Consider the following 23,156-nt stretch of genomic DNA (forward strand, 5'->3'; position numbering starts at 1 on the left):
CCTCGGCGGGAGCGAGGTCGAAGAGGTAGGGCGGGTTGGCGGTGGCCTCGACGAAGGCCTGGGCGGCGGGTTCGAGAACCGGAGTGACGGGCGTGAAGGCTTCGGACATGCGAGTCTCCTGGGATTGCGTGTGGCACACCGGACGTTCCGGCGCCGCCGCGGTTCACGGTAGGAGCGGTGTCCGCCGGGCAGTTGCCCCCGAGCGCACGCCCATCCACCCCGCAGCGCACGCACGGACCGCTCCCGGCCCGCGCCTCTGCCGCGGAAGGCGCTTATGTTCGCCCGGGCAATGGCCGGCGAAACACCGTCCGCCGAGCACAGCACGCATTAGCAGCGCACGGTTTCCCCGACGAAAATATTTCCCGTCGCGCCGCTTTGACTTTCACTCAGCAGCACGTCAGGCGCCGGACCGGCATACGGCACGACCACACCGCACCGGCCTGCACGATGGTGCAAGATTTTTTCACTCCCGCCTCGGCATGATTGGCACTCCGGCCGGGCAGGACAGGGAGGCGATAACCTTCAAATGGAAATTCCCGTACCCTCCGACGAATAGACAACCGCTCCATTACCGAGGAATGCGCGACAATTAACCTCATCGCCATCCGAAGTTCATTGACAGTGAGGTTCCGGAGTCAATTCCAGCCCCGCGGCACGATAGGAATGGGCACATTGGAAGACATGAAGAGGCCGGATGTGAAAATCGTCCGCTGGCCGGCCGAGTCGGGCAAACTGACACGTTTCCGCATGCAGGGGCTGCCCTGCCTCATCGTGGTGGCGCGGGGCGCACAGGTACCGGAACTGACGGGCACCCACGAGGACTGGGTACGACACCCTGCGGAAACATGGGAACTGCAGGCGAGGGTGGCATCCTTACGCAACAAGGCCATGTCCCGCAGCACCGCTCCCGTGGTGGACGAGGACGGGCTGCTGCGCTACGGAAGTGAGATCCTGCCGCTCACGGTGTCCGAGGCGGAAGTGTTCCGCGGACTCCTGCACCGCCGGCCGGGCATCGCCAGCAGGACCGAACTCGCGGAACGGCTCCTGTACGCCAACCGCTCGGCCAGCCAGAACGCCCTCGATCTGCACATCATGCGGCTCAGGCGAAAAGTGCATTCCATAGGGCTGACCATAGAGACAGTACGGGGGCGCGGTTTCCTGCTGAAGGCCCGCGCCTGAACAGCGGTCCCAGGAATCCGGTGCGCCTGATGACAGGCCCCAGCGGAAGACGCACTCAGCGCCATTCATCGTGGCGGAATCCGGAATTTCCGCGACGCCAAAAGGAGGACGCTCCTGTGACGCCAGGTGCCGGAAGCGGGCGGCCGCGATGAGCGACAGCACGGACGTCCCGATCTTCGTTGCCCTGAGGGCGAGTGAGCCACTGCTCGAACACGCCGTCAGGGCGTATCTCGAGTCCTGTCCGCACTTCAAGCTCGTACCCAAGGAGGTACTGCCCGGTGCTGACGTGTCCGTCCTGCTGGTGGACATGATGGACGACGACTGGCTGAAGGTGCTCAGGCACGACGCCCAGCGCACCGCCGATGTGCCCGTGCCCCTTGTGGTGATGGCCGATCAGATCACCGAGACACAGCTCATGCTGGCCGTCGAGTACGGGCTGACCCGGTTCGTCCACCGGAGCAGTTCGAGCCTGGAGGAACTGGTGGAGGCGATCGTCGAGGCGAGCGCCGGGAACTGCCATGTCCCGGATGATCTCGTGAGCCATCTCATCAGCGAACTCGGGCGGCTGAAGCGGCGGCAAAACGTGACAACGTCAGCCCGTGAGACGGGTACGTCGGTGCGGGAGACGGAGGTGCTGCGCATGTTGGCCGAGGGCATGAACAGCGTCGAGATAGCCCAGGCCATGAGCTACTCCGAGCGTACCGTCAAAGGGGTGATCCAGGACGTGATGAAGCGCTGGAAGGTCCGGAACCGCACAGAGGCCGTGGCCTACGCGATCAGGGCGGGCATCATCTGAACCGCGGCACCGGAGCGGCCGCCCGGCCCGCCTGGTGGGCGAGGCCGGACGGCGCGGGGCCGACGAGCGTCTTGTGGAGCGCCCGGCCGGCCTTGGCTGCTCGCACCGCCGGGTGGGCGACATCGAGCGGTCCGGAGGCGACGTCAGTGCGTCGTTGACGTCGTGGACGTGGTGCCGGGCCGGTGCAGCTGGGCGGCGAGAGAGACCAGGAGCGCCTCGTCCGCGTAGCGGCCGCCCAGCAGCACGCCGATCGGCAGCCCCTCCGCGTTCCGGGTCAGCGGGACCGTGATCGAGGGCATGCCGGTGAGGTTGTAGACCGTGGTGTACGGCATGAACGCGGTCATCCGGGCGAACTCGGCCGCAGGGTCCTCGTCGTTGCGCAACTCCCCGATGAGCGCCGGTGGTTCGGCCAGTGCCGGGGACAGGATCACGTCGTAGGCGGCGAAGAGCAGGTCGGTGAGCATCTGCCCGAGACCCCGGAAGGTGGAAAGCGCCGTGGCGTACTCCCGCGCCGACACCCCGGCCGCGGTCCGCCGGAGCCAGGCCGTGAAGGGCATCAGTTCGCCCTCGCGCCCGGGCTCCACCTCGTACGAGGCCGCCTCCACCGACCAGACCCGGGTGAACGCCGCCACGATGTCCGGGTCGGGGGGCATCTCCACGGCCTCGACCTCATGGCCGAGCGCGGCGAGGGCCGCCGTGGCGCTGTCGAGGGCGGCCGCGCAGTCGGGGTGCAGCACCGCGTCGGGCACCATCGGGTCCCTCAGCACCACGCACCGCAGCGGCCGGGGGTCACGGCGGGCGTGCTCGAGCAGCGTCACGCCGTCCGGATGCGGCGGCGCGGTGTACACGTCGCCCGGCATCCGTCCCGCCATCACGTCGACCAGCGCCGCCGCGTCGGCCACCGTACGGGCCAGGGCGCCGTGCACCGAGAGGCCGGTCACGTCGGGGCGCAGCGGACCGTTGCTGATCCGGCCCCGGCTCGGCTTCAGTCCCACCAGGCCGCAGACGGAGGACGGGATACGGACCGAGCCGCCGGCGTCGGTGCCGTGCGCGAGCGGGGCGAGGCCGGCCGCGACGGCCGCCGCCGCGCCCCCGCTGGAGCCGCCGGGCGAGTGCCCGGGACTCAGCGGATGACGGGTCGGCGGCCCGAGGCGGTTCTCGGTGTAGCAGGGCAGCCCGAACTCGGCGGTGTTGGTCTTGCCGAGCATGACCGTGCCGGCCTCCCGCAGCCGGGTGACGACATGGTCGTCGGCGTCGCTGACATGGTCCGCGAACACCGCCGAGCCCCAGGTGCAGCGGACGTCCTCGACCTGGGCGAGGTCCTTGACCGGGACCGGCACACCGTGCAGCACGCTCAGCCGGGTGCCGTCCCGGCGTGCCGCCACGGCCTCCCGCTCGGCCCGCCGCGCCTGGGACCGGGCGAGTTCCGCCGTGACGGTGAGGTAGGCGCCCAGTTCGCCGTCCAGTTCGGCGATCCGGCCGAGGTAGTGGTCGGCCAGCTCCACGGGCGACAGCTCGCCCCGGGCGACGGCGCCCGCTTGCGCGAGCGCCGTCATCTCATGCAGGTCGGACATCGCGTCAGGCCCCCTTGGCGCCACGGGCCAGCCTGAGCAGACCCGGCGCCAGGGCGGCCAGCGCGGCGGCCCTGCGCACCCGGGTGAGCAGCTGCTGCCCGGGCGAGCGGACCTGCTGGTGCACGTCGATGAAGACCTCCGGGCGGACGGTCTCCCCGGCGAGCAGCTTCACCACCATGTGGGAGGTGAGCGCGCCGAACATCATGGCGACATAGGTGACCTGGGGGAAACTGTAGTCCGGCCGTCCCAGGTTGGCCCGGACCTCGACGAGCATCTCCACCGGCACGTAGCGCAGCGGCACGGCCCGCAGCAGCAGCTGCCAGGAGGTGAGTCGGTCCAGGTCGGCCTCGGCGATGGCGCCGTCGAACGGCTCCCTGACGTGCCGGTAGTCGTAGCAGCGAACGTACTGGGCGCCGGCGATGTCCCAGCCCGTGACGAGCGGCAGCCGTCGCTCGGCGGCGAGCCGGTGGAGCAGGTGCTTGGCCCGCCAGCCGTCCATGGTGGTCACGTCGACGCCGTCCACGATGACGTCGCACTCCTCGACCAGCGTCCGCGCCGTGTCCTCGGTGACGCCCTCCGGGAAGACCTTGACCCTGGCGTACGGGTTGATGGCCGCCACCCGCTCACCGGCGACCGTGGCCTTGTTGCGGTCGACGTCGGTGACCGCCGCGCTCTGCCGGTTGAGGTTGTTCACCTCGTACGTGCCCGGGTCGGCCAGCACGAAGGAGAGCACCCCCAGCCGGGCGAGCGGCTCGACGGCGGCCCCGCCGATCGACCCGCAGCCGGCGACGAGCACGGTCGAGCCGCGCAGCACGGCCTGCTCGGCGGGGCCGACCACTCCCCTGTTGCGGGTGGTCAGTTCGGCGTAGAAGTCCGCCGCCTCGGGGATCGTGCCGGCCCGTCCCGCCGCCTCGGCCGCTTCGGCCGCTTCGGCCTCGAGTCCGCTCATCTACGACGCCTCCTTCATCCGTCGTGCTCCCGACCGGCGGGCGGTCATGGCCGCCACCAGCTGCGGGAGGGTCATCGCGTCCGGGCCGCCGGCCAGGTAGCCGTCGATGAGGGCCACATAGTCGGCGAGGTCGTCGTGGACCGGTGCCACGAAGGGCACGGCGTTGACGTCCTGCTGGTAGATCGGGGCCATGAGGTCCGTCTCGGGCAGCCGGGGCGAGGTGCCCCGCAGGACCTGGAGCGGGAAGCCCATGAGCCGGAAGTGCCGGACCGCCACCTTCTCCTTGGCGTCGCCGAGCAGGACACGCATCCGGTTCGCGGACGCGGCCTCGGCGACGACCGTGCCGAGGCTCGCCAGCAGCCGCCAGGAGACCCGTTCGGTCCGGGGCTCGGGCGGCAGGTCGAGGTTGCGCAGGAACCGCTTGATCTCGAAAGCCTGGTGGGTGCCCAGGCCGTCACCGGCGAACTGGCCGAGCAGGTCGATCCCGTGGGCCACCTCGGTGGAGAACCGGCGGCGGCCGGGGTCGTCCAGCGGCCGGGAGACCTGGTCCTGGGAGCAGCCCAGGCTGATGTAGCCGTCGATCCGGCCGGTGCGGGTGCACAGGCTGACGGTGTGGATGTTCTGCACCCCTTCCGGGTGCCGGACCGTCTCCCGGAAGACCGCGCGCTCGTACATGAGGCTCGGGGACATCCAGCCCAGCCTCAGGTACTGCACGAGCCGGAAGCCCATGATCCCGTTGAGGTAGCGCACCGGGAGCTGGTCGTCCGTGACGCTGAGAGTGATCAGCTCGTCCACCGGGTCGTGGGCGACGTGGAGCGGTTCGCCGACGATGTGCTCGGGCAGGCCCCGGTAGTCCAGGGAGGAGTGGAGGCGGCAGATGTCCGAGACGTACCGTTCCCGTGCCTGTACCTGGTCCGTCACGTCCGGTCCTCGTCGTAGAGGCTCTCGGTGACGGCGAGGGCGAGCACCTCCGGCGTGCCCTCGTAGATCCGCGCCCCGTAGGCGTCGCGCAGCCGCTTCTCCATGCCGAACGAGCGGACGTACCCGCGGGCACCCGTGAGCGACATGGCGAGGTCGGCGACGTCGATCGCGACCCGGTCGGCGAAGAGCTTGGCGGCGGCCGGCTCGTACTGCGGGGCGGGCAGTTCGTTGTCCACCTTGTGGGCGGCCTTCAGGTACAGCAGCCGGGCCGCGTCGATCTTCGCGGCCATCTCGGCGAGCTTGGCCGCGGTGAACTGGTGCTCGCGCAGCGGCCGTCCGCCCTGGACCCGGGTGTCGCACCACTCCAGCGCCTGCTCGAAGGCGCCCCGGGCGACACCGACCGAGATGCCGGCGACGGAGGCGCGGGCCATGTTGGACTGCGCCATGTTGATGGCCATGCCGTCGCCCTCCTCGCCGATCATGTTCTCGGCGGGGATCCGGACGTCGCGGAACTCCAGTTCGCTGCCCAGGCAGAGCCGGTAGCCCATCTTGTCGGCCACCGGTCCGCGGACCACGCCGGGCAGGTCGAGCGGGACCATGAAGGAGGTCAGGCCGGTGGCGCCGGGTTCGCCCTCCATGTTGGCGAACACCGAGGCGAACGTGGCGACCTGAGCGTTGGTGATGAAGCGCTTCTTGCCGTTGAGGACGTAGTGGTCGCCGTCACGGCGGGCGGTCATCACGTCGCGGGCGTGGACGGCGTTGGCGGGGATGATGAGGTCGCAGCCCGCCTCCTCCTCGGTGACCGCGTTGCAGGCGAGGACCGGGGAGTCCCCGGAGAACATGGGCAGGAAGCGGGCCTGGAGCCGCGGGTCGCCGGAGAGCAGCACCGGGCACTGGCCGAGCATGGCGGCACCGAAGATCAGGGCGGTGCCGGCGCAGACGGACGCCACCTCCTCCAGGGCGACCGCGCAGCCGATCATGCCGAGTCCGAGACCGCCGTAGTCCTTGGGCACGGCGACCCGGGTGAGGCCGAGGGCGTGGCCCTGGGCCACCATGTCCCAGTCGAAGTCGTCGGCGGGGGCCGCGTCGAGGTCGGTCACGCGGGGCGCGACGACCTCGCGGGCGAATTCCCGTACCTGGAGGCGGAGTTTCTCCACCTCGCCGGGAAGGACGTCGAAATTGAGCTCGATCGCGTCGTGGTTCGTCATGTCTCTCCGAAACTCCGAAATCCCGAAACCCGGAAGGAAATACCCGGGGGTACGTACCAGGGGAACACCGAAGCGCCACGGCCCGCGGCCCTGGGGCCGTGCGGCTCTTCGGGTGATGCGGTTTTTCGCTCCTGCCGCCCCGCGGTCGTGCGGACCGTCAGCGGGTCGTCAGACCGGAAGTCCCTCTTTGGCGGCCAGCTCCGGGTAGCGGTCGAAGGCGGGCCGCAGGATCGGGACGAGCTCCAGCACCCGGGCGACCTTGCCGCGGATGCGCACCCGGCCGGTGGCGATGGCGGTCGGCATCATGAGCTTGCCGAGCCACAGCTGGTGGGCGGTGTCGCTGGACATCTTGATCCGAATCGTGGCCTCTTCGGGGGCCTCGGCCCCGAGCCGCAGCGCGTCCGCGGAGACGTGCACGACGCATTCCGGGTTGGCCTGCGTGATCAGAATGGACATGTCGCCGGCGCGCAGCTGCGAAGTGAACTGCTCGTCCTTGAGCAGGATCTCGAAGAGGGTGCCGAACACCCGCTCGGCGGCCTCGGTCGACTCGAATACGGCCATGATTTCCTCTCCCGAAACAATGCCCTGCGGTGGTTCACCGCAAGGGCGTTGACCGCATCCTAGGAATTCTGGACAACTGCCCGGGGCGTATCGACAGGGCGGTAAAAGGGAGCGGAAGGACGCCTGAAAGAAAGTTGTCCTGTCATTTCGCGGACCAGCACCTCAACGGCCGTTCCCGGCTGCCGGGTTGCGGTGGACTCCCGGCCCGGGGCCTCCGGCCACTGCTGGGCGTCGGGCGCGCGGGTGTCGTAGATTGGGTGAATGGCAGGCGACCGTTCCCGTCCCTCCCAGGAGTGTCTCGTCTTCGGCCCGCTGGAGAATGAGATCATGGAGGTGCTCTGGCAGGCTCGCGGACCGATGACGGTCCGCGAGGTACTCGGCACGCTCAACACCGGCCGCTCGACGCCGCTGGCGTACACCACGGTCATGACCGTGCTGAGCCGTCTCACCGAGAAGGGCGCGGCCGATCGAGCCAAGGCGGGCCGGGGGTACGCGTACTGTCCCGTCGTCACGGACGAGGCGGCGATGGCCGTCCGCGAGGTCATCCGCGACTTCGGGGTGAGCGCGGTGGGCCACTTCCTCGACGAGATCCGAAGCGTCCCCGATCTGCGCGAACGCTTCGAGAAGCTGATGCAGGAGGGCCCCGGCCGCTGAGCCGGCCGTCCCGGCCGCGTCACGTCAACGCGCCGTCTTTCAGAACCACTTCACGTGCCCCGGCCTCTTCAGTGCCGCGAACTACTATGCTGGCGTAGTAGATTCAGGGGCGACGCCGAGCGGTGCGTCATGCCCCTTCGAGCAGGAGGTGCGCATGAACGCGGCATTGCCCGCAGGGGGTCCGGTACCCCGCCGTGGACTGATCATGACGGTCCTCGGCTGCTGTTTCCTGATGGTGATGATGGACAACACCATCCTGAACGTCGCCCTCCAGACGATCCAGGAGGACGTCGGCGCCACCAACGCCGAACTCCAGTGGGCGCTCGACTCCTACATCCTGTTCTACGCGGCCCTCATGTTCTCCTCGGGCATCCTCGCGGACGCCTTCGGCCGTCGCCGGGTGCTGGTGATCGGGCTGGTCGCCTTCGCCGTGGCCTCCGCGCTGGCCGGCTTCGCCGACAGCGCCCAGGAACTCATCTTCTGGCGTGCGGTGATGGGTGTGGCGGGCTCGGTCGTGCCACCGGCCACACTCGCGGTGATCAACGACATCTTCGCCCCGGAGGAGCGTGGCAAGGCGATCGGCATCTGGTCGGCGCTGGGCGGCACGTCCATCGCCTTCGGCCCGATCGCCGGCGGCTTCCTCCTCGAACACTTCTGGTGGGGCTCGGTCTTCCTGATCAACGTGCCCATCGCCGCCGTCTGCGCCGTGCTCCTCCTGCTCGTCCTCGCCGAGTCCCGGGCCGCGAACCGGCCACGGATCGACATCGTCGGCGTCCTGCTGTCCGTCGCGGGCATCGGCGCCCTGGTCTACGGCGTGATCCGGGGCGGTGAGACGAACCGGTGGACCAGCGCCGAGGTACTGGGCACGCTGGCCGGCGGAGTGCTCCTGCTCGCGCTGCTCGTCGTGTTCGAGAGCCGGACCACCGCGCCGGCGCTGGACGTGAAGCTGTTCCGGAACAAGAACTTCGCCGCCGGCACCGCGAGTCTCGCCCTGTCCTTCTTCGCCCTGACCGGCGGCACCTTCCTGATGGTCTTCTACGTCCAGGCCATCCGCGGTCACAGTCCGCTCGGGCTGGGCGTCATCCTGCTCCCGGTGGCCGTGGGCGCCGTGGTCTCGGGCGTCCTGAGCAACCCGATGGCCATGCGGTTCGGCCCGAAGGCCGTGGTGACGACGGGACTTGTGCTGCTCGCCCTCTCCTTCACCGGCCAGGCGGGCATCGGCGCCGACACGGCGATGTGGTGGTACGAGATCCTGCTGGGCGTCTCCGGCTTCGGCCTCGGCCTGGTCATGGGGACGACGACCACCACCACGATGGCCGTGGTCGCACCGGACCAGGCCGCCATCGGCGCGGGCGTCAACAACACACTGCGGCAGATCGGAGCGGCACTCGGCGTGGCCGTCCTCGGTTCGGTGCTGTCCGTCCAGTACCGCAACGAACTGGGCTCGGCCGTCGACGTGCTCCCGGCGCCCGTACGGGACGCCGCCTCGGAGTCCCTGGGCGGCACCGCGGCCGCGGTCCGCGAACTCCAGAGCTCCGGCACACTGCCCGCCGACGCCCGGCAGCAGCTCCCCGGCCTGCTCGCCAAGGCGCAGGACGCGTATCTCTCGGCCATGCATGTGAGCTTCGCGGTGGGCGCGGGGGCGCTGGTGGTGGCCGCGGTGGTGGCGCTGGTGTGGCTGCCCGCGCGCATCGGGCCCGCCAAGGAGAGGGGCGCGGAGAGGGAGGCAGCGGCGCGGCGGGACGCGACGGACACCTCCGTCGAACCGGCGCGCTAGGCGCTTCGGGCACCACGGGCCTCGGAGAGACCGGCGAGTCACCGTGGGCGGTGCGGCCCGTTGCCGGGTGCTGCACCGTCGAGGCTGGTCGCGCAGTTCCTCCCCCGGCCTTCGGCCGGGGGTACCCCCAGCGCCCCTTCGAGGGCGCTGGGGCGCCGCCGCGGCCGCGACGGAGTCCCCCGGGTTCTCGGTTTCACTCGAACCCGGGGGACTCCGTCGTTTCGCCCGAAGCCGGGGGACTCCGTCGTGGCGGAGCCGCACACGGACACATCGCCGTGCCCGAGGCTCCGCACCGGCCGGCTCGCGGAGGGCACGGAGCCGCTGACCTGCCCGGCGGTGATCTTCGGTGCACAGGATGCGGGCGGTGCCGGCGAGGCGTGGACGGCCGTGCGCTGCGGGGCCGGTGCGAGTGCGCGCACGGGACACACCGCGGCCGGGAGCGGACCTAGCGTGACGGCTCGGTGGTCACGCTTCGCCTCTGATTCGACGGTGGACACGGACCCCGGCATCGCAATTCCCATCCCGGAAGGTGTCCCGCAAGCGTGTCCTCCATGCCGGTCGGCGGTCTGGTTCCCCAGGCCGTCGACGATCCCGCGGAGCTCGTCGTCCGCAACGCGAAAATCCACACCGGTGACCCGAGCCGTCCGCATGCGGGCGCGATCGCCGTCCGGGACGGCGTGGTCGCGGTCGTCGGCGACGACAGGGACGTGGCCCCGCACATCGGCCCGGCCACCAAGGTCGTGGACGCGCTCGGGCGGCGGGTGATCCCGGGCCTCAACGACGCCCACCTGCACGTGATCCGCGGCGGCCTCAACTACGTGCTGGAGCTGCGCTGGGACGGGGTGCCCACGCTGCGCCAGGGCCTGGCGATGCTCCGCGAGCAGGCCGCCCGGACCCCGAAGGGCCAGTGGGTGCGGGTGGTGGGCGGCTGGTCGGCGGAGCAGTTCGCGGAACGGCGGCTGCCGACCGTCGCCGAGCTGAACGCGGCCGCCCCGGACACCCCGGTCTTCGTGCTGCACCTGTACCAGTCGGCGGTCCTCAACCGGGCGGCGCTGAAGGCCGCCGGTTTCGACAAGGACACCCCCGACCCGCGGGGCGGCCAGATCGTGCGCGGCCGGGACGGGGAGCCGACGGGCATGCTGCTGGCCGCGCCCAGCGCCCTCGTCCTCTACTCGACGCTGGCCAAGGCGCCGGTGCTGGACGAGGCGCACCGGAAGTCCTCGACCCGGCATTTCCTGCGCGAGCTGAACCGGTTCGGTCTGACGTCGGCGATCGACGCCGCCGGCGGCTTCCAGAGCTTCCCCGAGAACTACAGCACGGTCATCGAGCTGGCCGAGGCCGGTGAGCTGTCGCTGCGGATCGCCTACCACCTCTTCCCGCAGACCGCGGGCCAGGAGGTGGCCGACCTCACCCGCTGGATCGAGATGGCGGACTACGGCGACGGCGACGAGTGGCTGCGTCTCAACGGCGCGGGCGAGAACCTCACCTGGGCGGCAGCCGACTTCGAGAACTTCAGCCAGCCGCGCCCCGAACACGAGGGCTATGAGCAGGAGTTCGAGAAGGCGGTGCGTCTTCTCATGGAGAACGGCTGGGGGTTCCGGCTGCACGCCACGTACGACGAGACGATCCGCCGGGATCTCGCGGTCTTCGAGAAGCTGGCCGCCGAGGGTCTCTTCCCGGCCGGGAACCGGTGGTTGTTCGACCACGCGGAGACTGTGTCGGCCGAGAGCCTGGACCGCGTGGCCGCGCTCGGCGGGGCGATGTCCGTGCAGAACCGGCTGTCCTTCCAGGGCGAGGCCTTCCTGCGCCGCTACGGCCCCGGTGCCGCGGCCGACGCCCCGCCGATCCGGGAGATGCTGGACCGCGGGCTGACCGTGGCCGCCGGCACCGACGCCACCCGGGTCTCCACCTACAACCCGTGGGTCGCCCTGCACTGGCTGATCAGCGGCCGCAACGTCGGCGGCCTCGTGCTCCGTCCCCCGTCCAACCGGGTCGACCGGCAGACCGCCCTGCGCATGTTCACCCTGGCCGGCGCCGAGCTGACGGGCGAGGAGGAGGTCAAGGGCGTCCTGCGCCCGGGCTGCTACGCGGACCTCGCGATCCTCTCCGACGACTTCTTCACCGTGCCCGAACCGGAGATCGCCCGCATCGAGTCGCTGCTCACGGTCACCGGCGGCCGGATCGTCTACGCCGCCGGCGATTACGAGGGCCTCGACGAGGAGCTGCCGCCCGTCGCCCCCGACTGGAGCCCGGTGGCGCACTTCGGCGGCTACCAGCCCACGGGCGTACGCCAGGCCCACGCCCTGACCGAGGCAGCAGCAGAGTCCGGCCTCCACCGCGAGTGGCGAATACGCCGCGGCCTACTACAGGAAACCGACGGCCCCTTCCCGACAGACCCCTGCTTCGGAGCGCCCCTTTAGGGGCGCGAGGAACTGCGCGACCAGCCCACACACACCCGCGCCCGTCCGACACCCCTTCCCGCCACCCCACTGGGCACTTTCACCCCCGTGACCACAAAGGAAAGGCACCCAAATGCCCGACACCACCACCGTCACCGCCACCCCCGGCCCCGACCTCCTCACCCCCGACAACTGCGCGGTCCTGTTCGTGGACCACCAGCCGCAGATGTTCTTCGGCACCGGCAGCGGCGACCGCACCGCAATCGTCAACTCCACCCTGGGCCTCGCCAAGGCCGCCAATGCGTTCGGCGTACCGGTCGTGCTGAGCACGGTCGCCGCCGAGTCGTTCTCCGGCCCGATCATGCCGCAGCTCGCGGACGTCTTCCCGGACCAGAAGATCATCGACCGCTCCACGATGAACGCCTGGGAGGACGAGGCGTTCGTCGAGGCCGTCAAGGCGACCGGCCGCAAGAAGCTCGTCATAGCCGGTCTGTGGACCGAGGTGTGCGTGGTCCTGCCGGCGCTCTCCGCGATCGCCCAGGGGTACGAGGTCTACGTGGTCGCCGACGCGTCCGGCGGTGTCACCCCGCAGGCCCACGAGCACGCCGTGCAGCGCATGGTCCAGGCCGGCGCCGCGCCGGTCACCTGGGTCCAGGTGCTCCTGGAGCTCCAGCGCGACTGGGCCCGTACCGAGACGTACGAGGCGGTCACGGATGTGGTGAAGGAGCACGGCGGTGCCTACGGCCTCGGCCTGGTCTACGCCCAGTCCATGATCGGCGCGCACGCGGCCGGCTGACCGGGCGTCACTCACCAAGTCACGAACAGGCGGGAACGGGCAGGAAGACATGGATGATGCTGGGCTGCTGATCCTCCGGCTGCTGGCGGGGCTCCTCATCGCCGGCCACGGAGTGCAGAAGGTGAGCTTCCACCTCGGAGGCAAGGGCTTGGCGGGCGGGACGGAGGAGTTCCGGCACGACGGCTTCCGCGGCGGCCTGCTCACCGCGGTCGTCGCGGGCGGCAGCCAGATCGGCGCCGGCCTGTTCCTGGCCGCCGGGCTGCTCACCCCGCTGGCCGCGATGGCCGCGATGGGCGTGATGACGGTCGCCGGGACGGTCAAGTGGCCCAAGGGCCTGTGGGTGCAGAACGACGGGTACGAGTATCCCCTGGTCCTCGTCGTCATCTCGGTGGCCCTGTCCCTCACCGGGCCCGGCCGGTGGTCCGTCGACCACGCACTGGGCCTCACCCCGTGGCCGCTGTGGCTCGTCGTCGCGGCGATCGTGACCGGCCCCACGAGCGGCCTGCTCACCCGTGCGGTGCTGCATCGCACCCCTACCGTCGCAGTGGAAGGAGCATCCCGTGCGCAGGCTGCTGACTGACGCGCTCCACACCCTGGTACCGCCCCGGGACGACCGGCACGGCCCGCTGCCTCCCCTGCTGCTGACGCTGACGGTGGTCACCGGGCTGGTGGACGCGGTGAGTTACCTGTCCCTCGGGCACGTCTTCGTCGCCAACATGACCGGCAACGTGGTGTTCCTCGGCTTCGCGCTGGCGGGCGCCGCGAACCTGTCCGCGCTCGCCTCGGTCGTCGCGCTGGCCGCGTTCCTGGCCGGGGCGCTGGCCGGCGGGCGGCTGGGCACCCGGTTCGCCGCCCACCGCGGGAACCTGCTGAAGACGGCGACGGCCGTGCAGAGCGTGCTGGTCGCCGCCACGGTGGTGGCCGCCGCGGTCGGCGGCGGCCGGGTCGGCACCGGGGTGCAGTACACGCTGATCGTGTTCCTCGGGCTCGCCATGGGCCTGCAGAACGCGGTCGCCCGGCGCCTCGGCGTCCCCGACATGACCACGACCGTGCTGACGCTGACCCTGACGGGCCTGGCCGCGGACTCCGGTCCGGCGGGCGGTGCCGCACCCCGGCCCGGCCGGCGGGTCCTGTCCGTCCTGGCCATGCTGCTCGGCGCGCTCGTGGGAACCGCGCTCCTGCTCCACGGCCATCTGGTGCTCACCCTGGGCCTCGCCCTGCTGCTCCTGTTCGTCACCTCCCTGACGACGCACCGCCTGGCCGGCGGCGACCCCGCCTGGACCCGGTCGGGAGCGGCATGACGACCGACACGGCCGCCGAGTCGCCGTGGGCGCCCCTCGCGGCCCGGGTGTTCCGGGCGCTGTGGATCGCCCAGCTGGTCTCCAACGTCGGCAGCTGGATGCAGACGGTCGGCGCCCAGTGGCTGCTGGTCGGGGACAGCGCCGCGCTGGTGACCCTCGTACAGACCGCGTCCAGCCTGCCCGTCGTCCTGCTCGCGCTGCCCTCCGGGGTGGTCGCCGACCGGTTCGACCGGCGGGCGGTGCTGGTGACCGCGCAGTTCGCGATGCTCGCGGTGTCCGGGGCGCTGGCGGTGCTCGCGTTCCTGGACGCGCTGTCGCCGACTGCCCTGCTGCTCCTGACCTTCCTGCTGGGCTGCGGCACCGCGCTGATGGGCCCGGCCTGGCAGGCGATCCAGCCGGAGCTGGTGGAGCGGGAGCGGCTCGGTCAGGCGGCGGCGCTGGGCGCGGTGAACATGAACCTGGCCCGTGCCGTCGGTCCGGCGCTCGGCGGCGCGGTGGTCGCGGCGGCGGGCGCGGGCTGGGTCTTCGCCTTCAACGCGGCGTCCTACCTGGGCATCGCGGCCGTCCTGCTGCTGTGGCGGCGCCCGGCCGCGGCCGCCGTCCCGCCCGCCGGGAACGAAGGGCTGCTGGCTGCCCTGTACGCCGGCCGCCGCTACGTCTGGAACGCGCCCGGCGTCCGCCGGATCCTGCTGCGCACGCTCCTGTTCATCCCGGGCGGCGCCGCCCTGTGGGCCCTGCTGCCGCTGACCGCCAGCCGCTCCCTGGGCCTCGGTTCGGGCGGTTACGGACTGCTCCTCGGGGCGGTGGGCGGCGGCGCGGTCGGCGGCGCCTTCCTCCTCCCCCGGGCCCGTCGCCTGCTCGGCGCCAACGGCACCCTCGCGGCCGGCGCCCTGGTGTTCGCCGCGGTGCTCGCGGTGCTGGCCGTGGTCCACGTGCCGTGGCTGGTCGCGCTCGCCCTGCTGCCCGCGGGCCTCGCCTGGATCGCCGTACTCTCCACGCTCAACGCGGCTGTGCAGACCCGGCTGCCGGGCTGGGTCAGGGCCCGCGGCCTCGCCGTGTACCTCCTGGTCTTCCAGGGCGGGCAGGCGCTGGCGGCGCCCCTGTGGGGTGCGGTGGCCGACTGGCTCGGGCTGAGCGCCTGCCTGCTGCTCGCCGGCGGCGCGATGCTGCTGAGCGCGGCCAGCGTCCGGCGATGGCCGCTGCGGGACGCCGAGGGCATCGACCCGGCGCCCTCCGACCACTGGCCGGCGCCTCCCCTGGTGTTCGAACCCGGGGAGGCCGACGGCCCGGTCCTGGTCTCCGTCGCCTACCGGGTCCCGGCGGAGCGGCGGGCCGATTTCACGGACCGGATGCACCGGGTGGCCCGTTCCCGGCGCCGTACCGGGGCCCTGTCCTGGGGCCTCTACCAGGACGGCCACGACCCGGAGCGCTTCGTCGAGAACTACCTGGTCTCCTCCTGGGCGGAGCACCAGGCCCAGCACCACGTGCGGCTGACGGCCACCGACCGCCGGTTCGAGAAGGAGGCCCGCGCGCTGCTCACCCCGGGCACCGCGCCCGAGGTGACCCATGCGTTCGACACCTCGGGCGGACCGGCGGTGCTGCCGGGCTGATCCCTCAGGGGCGGGGGATGTTGCGGAGGTTGGCCCGCGCGAGGTGGGCCATGCGGCCGACTCCGCCGCTCAGCACCGTCCGGCTCGCGGAGAGCGCGAAGCCGCTGATCTGCTCGGCGGTGATCTTCGGCGGGACGGCCAGGGCGGCGGGGTCGGTGACGACGTCGACGAGCGCGGGCCCGTCATGGGCGAAGGCCTCGCGGAGTGCGCCGCGCACGTCGGCGGGCTTCTCGACCCGGATGCCCCGCGCTCCGGCGGCGGTGGCGATGGCCGCGTAGTCGGTGTGCGGGTAGCTCGTGGCGTGCGGGGGCAGGCCGTCGACCATCATCTCCAGGTCGACCATGCCGAGCGAGGAGTTGTTGAAGACGACGACCTTCACCGGCAGTCCGTACTGCACGAGGGTGAGGAAGTCGCCCATCAGCATGGAGAATCCGCCGTCGCCGGAGAGCGAGACGACCTGCCGGCCGCGGTCCAGGAACTGGGCGCCGATCGCCTGCGGCAGCGCGTTGGCCATCGAGCCGTGCACGAACGAGCCGAGAATGCGGCGGCGGCCGTTCGGCGTCAGGTAACGCGCCGCCCACACACAGCACATGCCGGTGTCCACGGTGAACACGGCGTCGTCGGCGGCCTCTTCGTCGAGGACCGCGGCCACGTACTCGGGGTGGATCGGGGTCTGCTTCTCGACGTCGCGGGTGTAGGCGTTCACGGCGCCTTCGAGGGCGTGGGCGTGCCGCTCCAGCATCCGGTCGAGGAACCGGCGCGAGGTCTTCTCCCGCACCGCGGGCGTCAGGCACCGCAGGGTCTCGCCCACGTCGCCCCAGACCGCGAGGTCGAGCTGGGTGCGGCGGCCGAGCCGCTCAGGCTGGACGTCGACCTGGACCGTGCGGACATGGCGGGGCAGGAACTCGGTGTACGGGAAGTCCGTGCCGAGGAGGACCAGCAGGTCGGCCTCGTGCATCGCCTCGTGGGCGGCGCCGTAGCCGAGCAGTCCGCTCATACCGACGTCGTAGGGGTTGTCGTACTGGATGTGCTCCTTGCCGCGCAGCGCGTGCCCGACCGGGGCCTTGACCTTCTCCGCGAAGGCCATCACCTCGGCGTGGGAGCCGGCGACGCCCCGGCCGCAGAAGACCGTCACGCGTTCCGCGGCGTCCACGAGCTCGGTGAGCCGGGCGAGTTCGCGGTCGCCCGGGCGGATGGCGGGCAGGTCCAGGGGCAGGGTGAGTTCGGGGGCCGCGTCCGGGGTGGCCTCGGCGGCGGTGTCGCCGGAGAGGGCCACGACCGAGACGCCGCGGCGGCCGACGGCGTGCTGGATCGCCGTCTGGACCACGCGGGGCATCTGGTGCGGGGAGGAGATCAGCTCCGAGTAGTGGCTGCACTCGGCGAACAGCCGGTCGGGGTGGGTCTCCTGGAAGTAGCCGGTGCCGATCTGCCCGCTGGGTATCTGGGCGGCGAGCGCGAGCACCGGCGCCATCGAGCGGTGGGCGTCGTAGAGGCCGTTGATCAGGTGCAGGTTGCCGGGGCCGCAGGAGCCGGCGCAGGCGGCGAGGCGGCCGGTGAGCTGGGCCTCCGCGCCGGCCGCGAACGCCGCGACCTCCTCGTGGCGGACCTGGATCCACTCCACCGCGTCATGCCGTCTGACCGCGTCGACGACCGGGTTCAGACTGTCCCCGACCACCCCGTAGATACGGCGCACGCCCGCGCGCGCCAGGAGGTCGACGTACTGTTCCGCGATGGTCTGCCTGGCCATGCCACTCCTTCGCCGTCGGCGGCACGGCGGGGGCCGCCGCGCCGCCGGTCACGGTAACGGCCCGGAGCGAACCGGAGTTGACCATCAGCGCACCGGATCGTCTCCGGCAGCGCATGTCACGGCCGGTCGAGCTCGCCGCGCAGCCAGTGCAGTACGTCGGGGGTCACCGGGTCGGCGAGGTCGGCGAATTCCTCGTGCCTCTGGAGGAACTTGGCCACGTACTTGCACACCGGGACGACGCGTTTCCCGCCGGCCCGGACGTCGGTGAGCGCCTCCTCGACCAGCCGGCCAGCCAGGCCCTGTCCCGCGAAGGTGTCGTCGACCTCGGTGTGGTAGAAGACCCGCTGGTCACCGTGGTCGCGGTAGGCGGTGAGGCCGGCGCGCCCGCCGTCGACCAGGATCTCGTAGCGATGGTGTGCGTCGTCGTGCACGACGACCGGGGCGGCCGGGGGCCGGCTCATCGGGTTCCTTTCGGTGGGGTGTGACGATACCGGTGGGAAGGGGACGGCGACGGCGATCTCCCGTCGAGATGACTGACATCCCGAACCATCGCCGGGACAGGGGAAGCATGACGGGTCCCGGAGCGCTTGTGCATGACGAGAGCAACACCTCCGGTGAGGAAGGTCCCGTGTCCCAGATGTCGTCGTCCGAAATACGCTCCCCGCGCCGGGAGGCCGCCGCCGACGCCGCCCACGGGGTGCCCGGCTGGCTGATCGCGCTGTTCGCCGTCGCCTCCGGCATGACGGTCGCGAACCTGTACTACGCCCAGCCCCTGCTGTCCGAGCTGCGCGGCGTCTTCCACATCAGCGAGGCCACCGCCGGTCTGCTGATCACGCTCACCCAGGTCGGCTACGTGATCGGCATGATCTTCCTGGTGCCGCTCGGCGACCGGCTGGAGAAGCGGAGCCTGATCACCGCGCTCCTGACGGTCACCACGCTCGCCCTGGTGGCGGCCGGTCTCGCGACCGGGTTCCCGATGCTGCTGGTCGCCTCGCTGGTCAGCGGGGCCACCTCCGTGGTGGCGCAGATCCTCGTCCCGTTCGCCGCGAGCCTGGCGCCCGACCACGCCCGGGGCCGGGTGGTGGGCCGGGTGATGAGCGGCCTGCTCACCGGCATCCTGCTGTCGCGGACGCTCAGCAGCCTGGTCTCCAGTGTGGCCGGCTGGCGGGTCGTCTACCTCGGCTCGGCCGTCCTGATGGCCCTGCTGGGCGTGGCCCTGCGGCTGGCCCTCCCCCAGCACGCGCCGACCACCTCCCAGCCGTACCGCCACGTGCTGCGCTCCACGGCGGCGCTGGTGCGCACGCACCCGGCGCTGGTGCGCCGGGGCCTCTACCAGGCCGCGATGTTCGGTGCCTTCAGCGCTTTCTGGACCACCGTCTCCTACGTCCTGACCGGGCCCGGCTTCCGCTACTCGGCCGTCGGGGTCGGGGTGTTCGCGCTGGTCGGTGCGGCCGGTGCGGCCGTCGCCCCGTTCGCCGGGCACTGGGCCGACCGCGGGCTGACCCGCCGGATGACCGGTGCCGCGTTCGGCCTCGCCGCGGTGGCCTTCGCGATCGCCGGGTTCGGACAGCACAGCGTCGTCCTGATCGGGCTCGCGGCCGTCGCCCTCGACATGGCCGTGCAGACCAGCCTGATCCTCGGCCAGCACACCGTCTACCAACTCGATCCCCTCGCCCGGGCGCGCCTGAACAGCGCCTTCATCGCGATCTTCTTCATCGGCGGCGCCCTCGGCTCCCAGCTCGGCTCGATCGCCTACCGGTCCGGCGGCTGGAGCGCGGTCAGCGTGTTCGGGGCCGTCCTGCCGGTGCTGGGCCTGCTGTACTGGCTCACCGAACGCCGGACCGGCGCGGTGCGCTCAGCGTAGGGCGCCGAGGGCCGCTTCCATCGCGCGGTGGAAGGTCGGGTACGTGTAGATCATGTGGCGCAGCCGCTCGACCGGGACCTCGGCGTGGACGGCGACGTTGAGCCCGTACAGCAGCTCGCCGCCGGCCGGTCCCGCCGAGGTCGCGCCGACCAGGACACCCCGGTCGGCGTCCTCGACCAGCTTGAGGAAACCCTCGCCTCCCGGCCCGTGGATCCAGCCGCGGGTCGAGGAGGCGTTCGGCAGTACGGCGGTCCGCACCCGCAGCCCCCCGTCGCGGGCCTGCCGCTCGGTCAGCCCCACGGCCGCGATCTCGGGGTCGGTGAAGGTGACCCGGGGCAGCGCCCGGTAGTCGGCGTCGGGGCCGGGCCTGCCGAGGATGTCCTGGACGGCGATCTGCGCCTGGTACATGGACACGTGGGTGAAGGCGCCCCGGCCGGTGATGTCGCCGACCGCCCACAGACCGTCCGCGGCCCGCATCTGCCCGTCGGTGGGGACGGCGCGGGCGGTGGGGTCGAGCCCGGCCTCCTCGACGCCCAGTCCGGCGAGGTCGCTGTACCGTCCGGTGGCCACGAGCAGCCGCTCGGCCCGGCGCGGCTCGGCCTCGCCCTCCAGCCACACGGTGAACGCGTTGCCGTCATGAACGACCCGGCCGGCCCGCGCTCCCGTGAGGACGGTCACCCCGTCGGCGCGCAAGGCCTCGGCGGCGAGCTCTCCCGCCTCCGGTTCCTCCTGGGCCAGCAGCCGCGCCTGCCCCTCGACGACGGTGACCCGGCAGCCGAACCGGGCGAAGACCTGGGCGACCTCGGCGCCGATCGCGCCGCCGCCCAGCACCAGCATCGACGCCGGTAGCTCCTTGGCGGACATGGCGTCGCGGTTGGTCCAGTAGGGCGTGCCCGCGAGACCCGGCACCGGGGGTATGCGGGGACGGCTGCCGGTGGCCAGCACGACACCCCGGCGGGCCTCGAACTCCCGTCCGTCGACGGTCACCCGGCGCGGCCCCGTGAGCCGGCCCCGGCCGCGGACCAGGCGACCGCCCTTGGCCGCGAGCCGGTCGGCGGCGACCCTGTCGTTCCAGTCGTCGGTTGCCTCGTGCCGGATCCGCCCGGCGACCGGCCCCCAGTCCGCGGCCACCTCGGCCCGCCCGGCCAGGGCGGACACGCGCCGGGCCTCGGCAAGGGCGTTCCCGGCCCGGATCATCATCTTGCTGGGCACGCACCCCCAGTACGGGCACTCGCCGCCGACCAGCTCCGCCTCGACGCCGACCACGTCGAGTCCCGCCTCGGCGAGTGTGCCCGCCAGGTACTCCCCGCCCGGTCCGAGGCCGACGACGACCACGTCCACCTGCTCGTTCATGTGCCCCTCGCTCCCTACGACTGCCGGTCTCCGACGGTAGGGCGCCGCGGCCGCCGGTCCGCGTCCGTGCGTGCACGGCGGCCGGTCCCTGAGCGCACCGGGTGCGCTCAGGGGTGGCGGTCCGGGCGCTCCGGGGCAACGCCTCCCCCGCCGCCGCGCCTAGCGTCGCTCGTGTATCCAGCCGCACCGGACATCCGCCAGGAGGCGCACCGTGACCACCAGCTCCGAGCCCGGGAAGACCCTGCAGCACAGTCAGCCGTGGCTGCACCAGAAGGGCGAGGTCATCCAGGAGTTCGGGACCGTCAAGCAGTTCCCGCTCGGCCTCTCGTACGAGGCGCGCATGTACTCCTGCCAGCGCCTGAACCGGGTCCTGGCGGACACGCAGATCCTGTACGGCCTCTACAAGAAGCACCACTGGCTGCTGCGCGGCGCGACCTTCTACCAGCTGCACCTGCTGCTGGACAAGCACGCGGGCGAACAGCTGGCCCTCGTGGACACGCTCGCCGAGCGGGTGCAGACCCTGGGCGGGGTCGCGGTGGGCGACCCGCGGCACGTCGCCGAGATCACCTCCGTCCCGCGTCCGCCGGACGGCGTCGAGGAGGTCCCGGCGATGCTCTCGCGGCTTCTGGCGGCCCACGAGACGATCCTGGTCGACGCGCACGACGCGGCCGCCCGGGCCGCCGGTTCGGGCGACGACGGCACCAACGACCTGCTGGTCTCGCAGGTGATCCGCACCGGGGAGCTGCAGGCCTGGTTCCTGGCGGAACACCTGGTCGACACTCCCCTGGTCCGCGCCTGAGAGAGCCCGGGAGCAGCGGAGGCCTGCCTAGGATGCGGCGGAGATCCCCGCCGTACCGAGGCGGGCGCCGTGCCACCGGGAGCGGATCATGGACCTGCGGCAGATGGAAGTCGTGGTCGCCGTGGCGGACGCGGGCGGGTTCACGGCGGCCGCGCGGCGGCTGCACGTGGTCCAGTCCGCCGTCTCCGGCACGGTCCGCGCCCTGGAGCGCGAGCTGGGCACCCCGCTGTTCACCCGGACCACGCACCGCGTCGGGCTCACCCCGGCCGGCGAGGCGTTCGTCCCGGCGGCCCGGCAGGCCCTGCGCGCCGCCGAGCTGGCCCGCGAGGCGGTCGACGCGGCGAAGGGCGAGCTGCGCGGCCGGGTGACGGTCGGCACCATGCAGGGGGTCTGGGCGAACCTGCACCACGCGCTGACCGCGCTGCGGGCCGAACATCCGCGGGTGGTGGTCCAGTTGCGGCAGGCGGCGGTCACCGACATCCGGCAGGCGCTGCGCGAGGGCACGGTGGACCTGGCGGTGGTGGCGCTGGACCGCCAGCAGCAGCGCGGTCTGGTGACCAGGCTGCTGGCCCGCGAGGAGATGGTCCTGGTGGCCTCGCCCCGCCGCAGTCTCACCACGAACGGCGCCGAGGGCACGGTTCACCTGGCCGACATCGCCGAGCTGCCGCAGGTGGAGTTCACCCCCGGCTGGGCGATCCGGGACGCGGCCGACCGCGCGTTCCGGGCGGCTGGCGTCGAACGCGCCACGACCTTCGAGGTCAACGACATCGTGGCCGCCTCCGAACTGGTCCGGGCCGACCTCGGCGTCTGCATCATGCCACCGACCATCGCCCACCGTTTCCCGGACCTGACCACCTACCGGTTCGCCCGGCACGCGCCGAGCTGGAAGGTGATGGTGGTACGGCCACCGGGCGAGCCCCCGGCGGCCGTCGCGGCGCTGCTGCGCCACATCACCTGACCGAGCCCCACGGCCGAACCGCGGACCGGGCAGCCGCCGTTCGCCCTGGCGCTCTGCGGCGCGACGCCGTGCGCCACGTGGCATCTGCCCGGGGCGGTGGGTGCCTACGGTCGGGGCCGCGCGGCTTCGCGGCGTCCCCGACGCCGCCCGTCGTCCCGCTGACCCGACCCGATCGAGGACATCCCATGAGCTCCCCCCAGGCACCTTCCAGCGAGACCGCGTTCGACCCCGAGCGGTTCCTCGTCGTCCCCGCCCGGACCTTCGACGACCTGGTCGTCGGCGAGGTGTTCCGCGCCCCCGGCCGGACTCTGACCGACGCCCACGCGGCGGCGTTCCAGACCGTGTCCGCCGACAACCACCCGGTCCACTACGACGCCGAGTGGGCCCGGCGGCACGGCCACAGTGCCCCCGTGGTGCACGGCCTGCAGGTCCTCGCCTTCACCGCACCGGGCGCGACCCTGTTCCCGCACGTCATCGGTGAGGTGTTCGTCAGGTTCACGGAGCTGTCCTGCACCTTCACCGGCGAGGTCCACTCGGGCGACACCCTCTATCCCGCCCTGACCGTCACCGCGCTCGAACCCGCCGGGGACGGCACCGGGGTCGTCACCACGGCGGCCACCGTCCACAACCAGCGGGGCGAACTCGTCCTGTCCGGGCAGCACAAGTACCTGCTGCGCCGGTAGGGCCCCGGAACAGGCGTGGGCGCGGGG

Annotated in this window: 21 protein-coding genes and 1 pseudogene; 13 read left to right on the top strand and 9 right to left on the bottom strand. The window is 72.0% G+C overall.

Annotation, left to right across the window (positions count from 1 at the left end):
- A pseudogene (locus tag ACFY0K_RS39560) lies at window positions 1–109 on the bottom strand (esterase); the annotation flags it as partial.
- A 572-nt stretch (window positions 110–681) separates the two neighbouring features.
- On the opposite strand from ACFY0K_RS39560, the gene ACFY0K_RS39565 reads away from it, so the two are divergent.
- A complete protein-coding gene (locus ACFY0K_RS39565) occupies window positions 682–1,179 on the top strand; it encodes a winged helix-turn-helix domain-containing protein (RefSeq protein ID WP_390643920.1) in 498 nt (165 codons plus the stop codon).
- A gap of 148 nt (window positions 1,180–1,327) precedes the next feature.
- The gene (locus ACFY0K_RS39570; protein ID WP_390643921.1) at window positions 1,328–1,975 is read left to right on the top strand and encodes a response regulator transcription factor; all 648 of its coding nucleotides are present in this window, start codon (window positions 1,328–1,330) and stop codon (window positions 1,973–1,975) included.
- Window positions 1,976–2,118: 143 nt separating this feature from the next.
- Here the strand turns inward: ACFY0K_RS39570 and ACFY0K_RS39575 are convergent, their stop codons facing one another.
- The 5 genes from ACFY0K_RS39575 to ACFY0K_RS39595 form a co-directional block, all read right to left on the bottom strand.
- A complete protein-coding gene (locus ACFY0K_RS39575) occupies window positions 2,119–3,549 on the bottom strand; it encodes an amidase (RefSeq protein ID WP_390643922.1) in 1,431 nt (476 codons plus the stop codon).
- Between the two features lie 4 nt (window positions 3,550–3,553).
- Window positions 3,554–4,498, bottom strand: a complete 945-nt coding sequence (locus tag ACFY0K_RS39580; protein WP_390643923.1) for a HesA/MoeB/ThiF family protein — start codon at window positions 4,496–4,498, stop codon at window positions 3,554–3,556.
- Window positions 4,499–5,419 (bottom strand): hypothetical protein, encoded by a 921-nt coding sequence (locus ACFY0K_RS39585; protein ID WP_390643924.1) that lies wholly within the window; start codon window positions 5,417–5,419, stop codon window positions 4,499–4,501. It lies immediately after the preceding gene.
- Entirely contained in the window at window positions 5,416–6,627 is a 1,212-nt protein-coding gene (locus tag ACFY0K_RS39590) for an acyl-CoA dehydrogenase family protein (RefSeq protein WP_390643925.1), read from the bottom strand. Before ACFY0K_RS39590 ends, ACFY0K_RS39585 begins: the two co-directional genes overlap by 4 nt.
- Before the next feature lie 168 nt (window positions 6,628–6,795).
- On the bottom strand, window positions 6,796–7,188 hold the full coding sequence (locus ACFY0K_RS39595) for an SCP2 sterol-binding domain-containing protein (RefSeq protein ID WP_390643926.1): 393 nt from the start codon (window positions 7,186–7,188) through the stop codon (window positions 6,796–6,798).
- A gap of 261 nt (window positions 7,189–7,449) precedes the next feature.
- On the opposite strand from ACFY0K_RS39595, the gene ACFY0K_RS39600 reads away from it, so the two are divergent.
- The 7 genes from ACFY0K_RS39600 (at window position 7,450) to ACFY0K_RS39630 (ending at window position 15,725) form a co-directional block, all read left to right on the top strand.
- Entirely contained in the window at window positions 7,450–7,842 is a 393-nt protein-coding gene (locus ACFY0K_RS39600; protein ID WP_390643927.1) for a BlaI/MecI/CopY family transcriptional regulator, read from the top strand.
- Between the two features lie 154 nt (window positions 7,843–7,996).
- Window positions 7,997–9,619 carry an MFS transporter gene (locus ACFY0K_RS39605; RefSeq protein ID WP_390643928.1) on the top strand — a complete coding sequence of 541 codons (1,623 nt, stop codon included), beginning with the start codon at window positions 7,997–7,999 and terminating at the stop codon, window positions 9,617–9,619.
- 551 nt (window positions 9,620–10,170) lie between these two features.
- Window positions 10,171–12,039: an amidohydrolase gene (locus ACFY0K_RS39610; protein WP_390644116.1), complete on the top strand. Its 1,869-nt coding sequence runs from the start codon at window positions 10,171–10,173 to the stop codon at window positions 12,037–12,039.
- A gap of 112 nt (window positions 12,040–12,151) precedes the next feature.
- Window positions 12,152–12,814, top strand: coding sequence for a hydrolase (locus ACFY0K_RS39615; RefSeq protein ID WP_390643929.1), 663 nt, complete (start codon window positions 12,152–12,154; stop codon window positions 12,812–12,814).
- Between the two features lie 49 nt (window positions 12,815–12,863).
- On the top strand, window positions 12,864–13,394 hold the full coding sequence (locus tag ACFY0K_RS39620) for a DoxX family protein (RefSeq protein ID WP_390643930.1): 531 nt from the start codon (window positions 12,864–12,866) through the stop codon (window positions 13,392–13,394).
- Window positions 13,375–14,115, top strand: coding sequence for a YoaK family protein (locus ACFY0K_RS39625; protein ID WP_390643931.1), 741 nt, complete (start codon window positions 13,375–13,377; stop codon window positions 14,113–14,115). The genes ACFY0K_RS39620 and ACFY0K_RS39625 overlap by 20 nt, the downstream gene beginning before the upstream one ends.
- On the top strand, window positions 14,112–15,725 hold the full coding sequence (locus ACFY0K_RS39630) for an MFS transporter (RefSeq protein WP_390643932.1): 1,614 nt from the start codon (window positions 14,112–14,114) through the stop codon (window positions 15,723–15,725). Before ACFY0K_RS39625 ends, ACFY0K_RS39630 begins: the two co-directional genes overlap by 4 nt.
- 4 nt (window positions 15,726–15,729) lie before the next feature.
- On the opposite strand, the gene ACFY0K_RS39635 is transcribed toward ACFY0K_RS39630, so the two are convergent.
- Together ACFY0K_RS39635 and ACFY0K_RS39640 are read right to left on the bottom strand one after the other, a co-directional pair.
- Complete coding sequence (locus ACFY0K_RS39635) at window positions 15,730–17,472, bottom strand: pyruvate dehydrogenase (RefSeq protein WP_390643933.1); 1,743 nt, start codon at window positions 17,470–17,472, stop codon at window positions 15,730–15,732.
- Window positions 17,473–17,588: 116 nt separating this feature from the next.
- Window positions 17,589–17,933, bottom strand: coding sequence for a GNAT family N-acetyltransferase (locus ACFY0K_RS39640; RefSeq protein ID WP_390643934.1), 345 nt, complete (start codon window positions 17,931–17,933; stop codon window positions 17,589–17,591).
- A 176-nt stretch (window positions 17,934–18,109) separates the two neighbouring features.
- On the opposite strand from ACFY0K_RS39640, the gene ACFY0K_RS39645 reads away from it, so the two are divergent.
- Window positions 18,110–19,336 (top strand): MFS transporter, encoded by a 1,227-nt coding sequence (locus ACFY0K_RS39645; protein ID WP_390644117.1) that lies wholly within the window; start codon window positions 18,110–18,112, stop codon window positions 19,334–19,336.
- Here ACFY0K_RS39645 and ACFY0K_RS39650 read toward each other — a convergent pair.
- Entirely contained in the window at window positions 19,328–20,689 is a 1,362-nt protein-coding gene (locus ACFY0K_RS39650) for a dihydrolipoyl dehydrogenase family protein (protein ID WP_390643935.1), read from the bottom strand. The two genes, ACFY0K_RS39645 and ACFY0K_RS39650, sit on opposite strands and share 9 nt — an antisense overlap.
- A gap of 211 nt (window positions 20,690–20,900) precedes the next feature.
- On the opposite strand from ACFY0K_RS39650, the gene ACFY0K_RS39655 reads away from it, so the two are divergent.
- From ACFY0K_RS39655 to ACFY0K_RS39665, 3 genes are all read left to right on the top strand, one after another.
- The gene (locus ACFY0K_RS39655; protein WP_382725120.1) at window positions 20,901–21,488 is read left to right on the top strand and encodes a Dps family protein; all 588 of its coding nucleotides are present in this window, start codon (window positions 20,901–20,903) and stop codon (window positions 21,486–21,488) included.
- 88 nt (window positions 21,489–21,576) lie between these two features.
- Window positions 21,577–22,446 carry a LysR family transcriptional regulator gene (locus tag ACFY0K_RS39660; protein ID WP_390643936.1) on the top strand — a complete coding sequence of 290 codons (870 nt, stop codon included), beginning with the start codon at window positions 21,577–21,579 and terminating at the stop codon, window positions 22,444–22,446.
- A 185-nt stretch (window positions 22,447–22,631) separates the two neighbouring features.
- Entirely contained in the window at window positions 22,632–23,129 is a 498-nt protein-coding gene (locus ACFY0K_RS39665; RefSeq protein ID WP_390643937.1) for a MaoC family dehydratase, read from the top strand.
- Window positions 23,130–23,156: the final 27 nt, after the last annotated feature.

Origin of the sequence: Streptomyces sp. NPDC001507 (assembly GCF_042894765.1) — a bacterium.
Taxonomy (GTDB): Bacteria; Actinomycetota; Actinomycetes; order Streptomycetales; family Streptomycetaceae; genus Streptomyces.

Bases quoted from the DNA above. Each gene is read 5' to 3' on its own strand.
- ACFY0K_RS39565 (WP_390643920.1), top strand. From the start codon at position 682: ATGAAGAGGCCGGATGTGAAAATCGTCCGCTGGCCGGCCGAGTCGGGC.
- ACFY0K_RS39570 (WP_390643921.1), top strand. From the start codon at position 1,328: ATGAGCGACAGCACGGACGTCCCGATCTTCGTTGCCCTGAGGGCGAGT.
- ACFY0K_RS39575 (WP_390643922.1), bottom strand. From the start codon at position 3,549: ATGTCCGACCTGCATGAGATGACGGCGCTCGCGCAAGCGGGCGCCGTC.
- ACFY0K_RS39580 (WP_390643923.1), bottom strand. From the start codon at position 4,498: ATGAGCGGACTCGAGGCCGAAGCGGCCGAAGCGGCCGAGGCGGCGGGA.
- ACFY0K_RS39590 (WP_390643925.1), bottom strand. From the start codon at position 6,627: ATGACGAACCACGACGCGATCGAGCTCAATTTCGACGTCCTTCCCGGC.
- ACFY0K_RS39595 (WP_390643926.1), bottom strand. From the start codon at position 7,188: ATGGCCGTATTCGAGTCGACCGAGGCCGCCGAGCGGGTGTTCGGCACC.
- ACFY0K_RS39600 (WP_390643927.1), top strand. From the start codon at position 7,450: ATGGCAGGCGACCGTTCCCGTCCCTCCCAGGAGTGTCTCGTCTTCGGC.
- ACFY0K_RS39605 (WP_390643928.1), top strand. From the start codon at position 7,997: ATGAACGCGGCATTGCCCGCAGGGGGTCCGGTACCCCGCCGTGGACTG.
- ACFY0K_RS39610 (WP_390644116.1), top strand. From the start codon at position 10,171: ATGCCGGTCGGCGGTCTGGTTCCCCAGGCCGTCGACGATCCCGCGGAG.
- ACFY0K_RS39615 (WP_390643929.1), top strand. From the start codon at position 12,152: ATGCCCGACACCACCACCGTCACCGCCACCCCCGGCCCCGACCTCCTC.
- ACFY0K_RS39620 (WP_390643930.1), top strand. From the start codon at position 12,864: ATGGATGATGCTGGGCTGCTGATCCTCCGGCTGCTGGCGGGGCTCCTC.
- ACFY0K_RS39630 (WP_390643932.1), top strand. From the start codon at position 14,112: ATGACGACCGACACGGCCGCCGAGTCGCCGTGGGCGCCCCTCGCGGCC.
- ACFY0K_RS39635 (WP_390643933.1), bottom strand. From the start codon at position 17,472: ATGGCCAGGCAGACCATCGCGGAACAGTACGTCGACCTCCTGGCGCGC.
- ACFY0K_RS39640 (WP_390643934.1), bottom strand. From the start codon at position 17,933: ATGAGCCGGCCCCCGGCCGCCCCGGTCGTCGTGCACGACGACGCACAC.
- ACFY0K_RS39645 (WP_390644117.1), top strand. From the start codon at position 18,110: ATGTCGTCGTCCGAAATACGCTCCCCGCGCCGGGAGGCCGCCGCCGAC.
- ACFY0K_RS39650 (WP_390643935.1), bottom strand. From the start codon at position 20,689: ATGAACGAGCAGGTGGACGTGGTCGTCGTCGGCCTCGGACCGGGCGGG.
- ACFY0K_RS39660 (WP_390643936.1), top strand. From the start codon at position 21,577: ATGGACCTGCGGCAGATGGAAGTCGTGGTCGCCGTGGCGGACGCGGGC.
- ACFY0K_RS39665 (WP_390643937.1), top strand. From the start codon at position 22,632: ATGAGCTCCCCCCAGGCACCTTCCAGCGAGACCGCGTTCGACCCCGAG.